This is a genomic window from uncultured Tessaracoccus sp. (assembly GCF_947255005.1).
GTDB lineage: Bacteria > Actinomycetota > Actinomycetes > Propionibacteriales > Propionibacteriaceae > Arachnia.
The window spans coordinates 1-5,423 of the sequence record NZ_CAMYFI010000098.1 but is presented as its reverse complement, the minus strand read 5'-3'; the positions used below and the strand labels follow the sequence as shown (position 1 = coordinate 5,423).

General features: G+C 58.8%; 8 protein-coding genes. 2 read left to right on the top strand and 6 right to left on the bottom strand.

Annotated elements, in window-relative coordinates:
- Window positions 1-189: 189 nt before the first annotated feature.
- The gene (locus Q0X61_RS12490; RefSeq protein WP_367270747.1) at window positions 190-510 is read right to left on the bottom strand and encodes a HigA family addiction module antitoxin; all 321 of its coding nucleotides are present in this window, start codon (window positions 508-510) and stop codon (window positions 190-192) included.
- Between the two features lie 10 nt (window positions 511-520).
- Complete coding sequence (locus tag Q0X61_RS12485) at window positions 521-730, bottom strand: type II toxin-antitoxin system RelE/ParE family toxin (protein WP_297743121.1); 210 nt, start codon at window positions 728-730, stop codon at window positions 521-523.
- Between the two features lie 579 nt (window positions 731-1,309).
- Here Q0X61_RS12485 and Q0X61_RS12480 point away from each other — a divergent pair.
- Together Q0X61_RS12480 and Q0X61_RS12475 are read left to right on the top strand one after the other, a co-directional pair.
- On the top strand, window positions 1,310-1,852 hold the full coding sequence (locus Q0X61_RS12480) for a DUF488 family protein (protein ID WP_297743119.1): 543 nt from the start codon (window positions 1,310-1,312) through the stop codon (window positions 1,850-1,852).
- Between the two features lie 16 nt (window positions 1,853-1,868).
- A complete protein-coding gene (locus Q0X61_RS12475; protein WP_297743117.1) occupies window positions 1,869-2,033 on the top strand; it encodes a hypothetical protein in 165 nt (54 codons plus the stop codon).
- Between the two features lie 127 nt (window positions 2,034-2,160).
- Here the strand turns inward: Q0X61_RS12475 and Q0X61_RS12470 are convergent, their stop codons facing one another.
- The 4 genes from Q0X61_RS12470 to Q0X61_RS12455 form a co-directional block, all read right to left on the bottom strand.
- Entirely contained in the window at window positions 2,161-2,460 is a 300-nt protein-coding gene (locus tag Q0X61_RS12470; RefSeq protein ID WP_297743115.1) for a HigA family addiction module antitoxin, read from the bottom strand.
- Between the two features lie 272 nt (window positions 2,461-2,732).
- Window positions 2,733-3,647, bottom strand: coding sequence for an Abi family protein (locus Q0X61_RS12465; protein WP_297743113.1), 915 nt, complete (start codon window positions 3,645-3,647; stop codon window positions 2,733-2,735).
- Between the two features lie 263 nt (window positions 3,648-3,910).
- Entirely contained in the window at window positions 3,911-4,594 is a 684-nt protein-coding gene (locus tag Q0X61_RS12460; protein ID WP_297743111.1) for a hypothetical protein, read from the bottom strand.
- A 77-nt stretch (window positions 4,595-4,671) separates the two neighbouring features.
- Window positions 4,672-5,301, bottom strand: coding sequence for a HEPN domain-containing protein (locus tag Q0X61_RS12455; RefSeq protein WP_297743110.1), 630 nt, complete (start codon window positions 5,299-5,301; stop codon window positions 4,672-4,674).
- Window positions 5,302-5,423 lie beyond the last annotated feature (122 nt).

Sequence of the window (5,423 nt, the reverse complement as noted above, 5' to 3'; positions counted from 1 at the left end):
CACGCCGCAAACCCCAACAACGCTACCTACACCCTGGTTTGTGAAGAGCCCCATAAGAACGAGACAGCGAAGCCCGCCCCTGGGAATCGCTTCCGCGCGGCGGCGATGAACTCAAGAACGACGCCTACACCCCTAACGTCAATAGCAAGTAGGCGGCACGGACACATTGCACCGTGAGGTTATATTCGGTCACGCGACCTGCAGTGGAGTAATAGCGGCGACCATGTTCTTCAACTCGCGACGCTCCAACCGCAGCTCGTAATTCGACTGCAGATTCATCCAGAACTCCTCGGACGTCCCGAAATACCGCGCCAGCCGTATCGCCGTATCTGCAGTGATACCACGCTTGCCATGCACCATCTCATCGATCCGACGAGGCGGCACCCCGATCGAAACGGCGAGCTTATGCTGCGTAGTCCCGAAACCCTCGATGAAGTCCTCCATCAAGATCCCTCCCAGGTGGATCGGCTCAATCAAGTCTGCCTCAGCGGTAATCGACGAGCTCGACATCATCCGCACATCACTCTCTCCAGACGAAGCAGATACGCCATTGCGCATTCACACGGATGCTGTGCTGCCCACGCCGGTCACCAACGAGACGCTCCAGCCGATTCCCGGGCGAGATTCGCAGATCATCGAGATCCTTCGCCGCGTGGATCAGCTCCAGCTTCCGCATGACCGCCCGCTGCACGGTCCGGTCGACGCGCTTGACGTACTGCTCATGCCAGATGCGCTCGGTGTCCTTGTAGCCGAACGATACTGATCACGAAGTCACCATATATAACGGGGACCATCATTAACGCTAGACGTTAAACCGGAACTCCACGGAGTGTCGTTGAAAAGTTACTCTCTCATTCGTAAACCGCAACGAGAAACCAACGGTTCCCCTGTGCACTGCAAACATATGGTGCGCACTAGACGGCCTCAGATCCCTCGGATGAGATGTCATCGAAGTTCCTATCCTTCCTAGCGTCGGAATTACTCGGATCAGGTTCTACGGTTCGCCGAAGTTATTCGGCATCTCAGCCACCACTGTTCTTACAGCAGTATCCTTTAATCAGGAATGCAGGGAGTTCGCCCACACACGGGCAGGTTAGGCTTCCGACTGCTCCCCAGCATCCCGTTGAGACTTGACTAATCGGCTCCTGCGAAGCACTCGACGATTAGCAGGATGTATGCCGTGAAGGACAGCGGCAGATGTGCCAAGCATACTGGCCGCGATCCCGCGCTCTACCCGCTCAACCACGTGCCGACGAAAGACACTTGGACGCCGATGCGGATGTACGGTCTCGCACGTAGGGTTGTCGACATGCGTATCTTCACCGTGGGCCACTCCAACTTCGAGTTCGAGGACTTCGCCGAGTTGATTAGGGCTGTCGGTGTGGAATCCATCGTGGATGTGCGCAAGCTACCCGGGTCCAGGAAGTACCCGTGGTTCAACGACGACTACCTCGCCGAACACCTCCCCACACGCGGCATCACTTACAGCAGAAGCGAGGGCCTGACCGGGCGGCGCAATGTGTCCCACTCCGTACCGTTTGAGGCCAACGGGAACTGGCGTAACCGCAGCTTCCACAATTACGCCGACCATGCGCTGGGTGGGGAGTTCTCGGATGCACTCTCGCAGCTACGGGCGAGTGCTGCCGAAACCCCTACCGCAATCATGTGCTCCGAGGCAGTGTGGTGGCGCTGCCACCGGCGCATCATCGCCGACCACCTCATCGCCCATGGTGACGAAGTTGAACACATCATGGGGATGGGTGCGGACGGGCCGAAGGTAAGCGAGGCAACACTCAACGACGGGGCCGTCATCGGCAACGACCTCCTCGTGCGTTACCCAGAGCAGGGCTAGCTGCTGTGCGCGAACGATGACCAGACGGCTGGATCGGCTCGGGCTGAACCGCATCCGAGACATCGCCCCAGACCGAGAGGACTGGCGCAAGCCCGGAAAAATCATCCCCCGCTACCCAGATCACATGCTCCACATGGACGTAAAGAAAGTCCAAAAGATCCCCGAGTGCGGCGCCTTGTAGGCCCCGGCGGCTTCGCCCGGATCATCGCTCCCCTCCACGTGCCCTCCCAACACCACGAGCCCTTCGACCAGGTCTGGTCACGCCACCGCGATCGACACGCCGTCGGGACGCAGCACCACAGAGTCGGTCACGCGGCCTGCAGCGGCTTAATCTCGGCCACCTGATCGGCCACACGTTCCTGCGCAAGCTCAAGCTCATAGCGGCTCTGCAGATTGAGCCAGAACTGCGGCTCGACACCGAAGTATCGCCCCAGACGCAACGCCGTGTCAGCGGTGATGGCCCGCTTGCCGTGCACGATCTCGTTAATCCGCCGCGGCGGGACACCGATGGACACCGCGAGCTTGTGCTGCGTGATGCCGAACCCCTCGATGAAGTCCTCCATCAAGACCTCGCCAGGATGAATCGGCGCGTAAAGCTTCTCAGTCATGATGCACCTCAATGGTAGTCCTCAATGATTACATTCTCTGGGCCAGCCTCGGTCCACACGAAGCAGATCCGCCACTGGTCGTTGATCCGGATGCTGTGCTGACCTCTGCGGTCGACGCGCTTGACGGACTGTTCATGCCAGATGCGCTCGGTGTCCTTGTTGTCGAACGATCTGGTCGCAAAGCCAATGCATAACGGGCCGTCATTAACGCTAAACGTTAAACCAGAACTCCACCGCGTTCCAACACCTATTGCCCTCTGGGCTCAAGACTCTCAGCTCGTCGCCCACAGCGGGTTTTCCTGCCACCCGGCGGGGACTCCCATGTGATCGATAGGAACGATCGCCACCACAGGAAAACTCTCCATTACAGCGGGGAGCAGCGTGCTACTTCCCACACCCAGTCGGTCCGACAAGAACTGGACGAGGCTAAGCCGAGCGAACGTACGGTTCCGCTCCCTCGTCGCCGCTTCGAGATCCGGATGAAGGCCCACCTTCGGCAGCTTCGGCACGATCGTGTGGACGCGATTGAACAGCCGCCCGTGATGGGCGCAAGTGTTGCGGACGACATTCAGTGCCTTGAGCCAGCTTGTCAGCTGCGGAGCTCTGAGCCCGCACGCTTCGGCAACAACGTCCTGAACTCCCCGAGGCGAGAAGCTGTAGAGGTAGGTCAGACTTCCCCAGTCCATGAGTTCGGTTACTGCCCAGACCGGCAGCACCCCGCCATACTTCGCGCGATGGTGATCGACAAAGTCCTCGCGGGACTGGTTAAGTTCGTTCTCGTAGCGACGAACCCACTTCGAGTACTGGTCGCCACTACGACTGGTAGGGCCAAGCTTCAACGGCTCGAGATGCGCGCACGGGTCGATGCGGCCGAGCTCATGCCCGAGCAACGCACGGATCGCAAGCTCGACGGGTGCCAGGGCAGCGAATGTCGCTGCGCGAAGACGCGCGTCGAACTCATACAGCGCCATGACTTCGCTGAAGCGCGCGCCGGCGTAGAAGTCATCCTCACGACGGCCAGAGGTGGCATGCTTCCGGAACGGGTACCAGTAGCCGCTGAGACGGTAATAATTTACTCTGCGGAGCGTCTCCGCCGCGGCATCTCGATCACCCATGTCCATGCCGCGCCCAGCCAAGATCTCCACCTGCTCGGCATACGTCTTGAACCCCTTGACGTTCACCCCCATGAACACCGCCTGAGAAAATGAAGACCGGCCCTGGGCCTACCGAAGTAGGCGGAACCGGTCGTAGTGCTACCACAGTAACCGCCCACGGAAGCACTCGCAACAGCGTGAGGCGCACGCCATCTCACCTCCGCGATGTCAGTTTGAATATCTGAACTCCACGGTGTCTCCACGATCGCGCTTGGAGTCCGCAGGCCCACCCTCGAAAATGTCATCCGCGAGCGCGGGCACAGCCCGGTCCCCCAGGGAACCGACCAGATGCAAGATCAGACGTGGAACCTGACGTCATCGAGGAGCGCGTCGGCAGGCATCTCAGGGTAGTGACTGCGAAGACTGCGCTGATAGCCCGCATCCAGTTCCGAAAGTCGGATCTGAGACACGGAATCAATCACACCCTGCATGGCCTCGAAGCCACGATGCTCACTGTCCTCAAACACGAAGGTGGTCTCACCCAGGGGCACCAGATCCTGATAGCGAAGAGTGCGAGTCTTTCGGCCAGAGAGAACATCGTCGCGGTAGCGTCGGTTGAAGCGTACAAAGCGGCGCGGATCACCATCGGGCTGCACATACGAGTACGGCAACAGATGGCGCACGGAGACCGATCGAATCGCATCACCGTCAGGAACCAACACGCGAATGTCAGGATGTTGGTCCAACAGCACCTGACGACAGCGACCGCACGGGGAGACCACCCCACGGCCTCCATCCCCGACCGCAACTATCGTCGCAAGCCGCCCCGCATGAGCACTGGCAGCCATACCGAGCACGACGAGCTCGGCGCACGGGCCGCCATTGAAGTGATAGTTGTTCACACCGGCATAGATGGTTCCCCGAAGATCCATCGCTGCAGCCGCAACAGTATGGTTCGGGTCCTCTCCCAGGGTTCCAGCCAACTCCATTGCCGCCGCGATCACAGCATCATCGTTTGCCCAGCCGGTCAGAGCAGTCATGCCCGCATCCTCCCGCCTTGGGGACGAGGCGTGCAACCCCGCGTTTCACGCGCACTGCAGCCATGCGCCAAGCGGGCCTAGACGTTAAGCCGGAACTCCACCATGCGCTCATCAAATTTTTCAATCAGTCGCCGAACAAAATCAGCCCAATTGCGGACTTGACCAAGGTTAAGCGCATCGGGTGTCGAACCTCGATGTACAATCTCGCCCCGTATTTTGACCAGATCGGAAATCTGTTTCCGCACCGACGCGTTGGCTTTCTTCTGCCATTTGATTTCCCGCAGCGGGCAGAAATCGAGGATACTTCCGTACAGGCTTTCGACACCTCCAACGCTAGCGGTGTTGAATCCGTAACGACCTTCCGAATCTCCTTCGATTCGCGATCGCACAAGTTCAAGTACAGTTGATCGCCACGAGTCGCCCACGAACACCCACGGATCTCTTCTTTGCTCAACCACCCACGACCGTAACTTTTTCGGTAGCTCATCGGCTTCCTTATTCTCTAGAAGCCATTCAACCGTCTCAATCAGGGATTCTTCGACATAGACCTCCCACGCCGTATAGCAGAGGGAAGTACCCGCACGCAGCAACGGCCCGTAACCTGGCCCGGCGGGCTTCCCCGGCTTAGGGTCCTTCTGTGCTGGATGGTGGTCAAGCAGGGAATTGACATCCTCTAAGAGTTCTTGGGCAGCCTCTAACGCAGTCATATCCCTGACTTCCTTTACTTCTTGTTTCCAGAGGTAGTATTAAATTTGAACTCCACGGAACGTCGTCGCAAAGTTACTCCCTCTCGTTAACACCATCAAAAGGAGTGTTATCCAATGAAAGC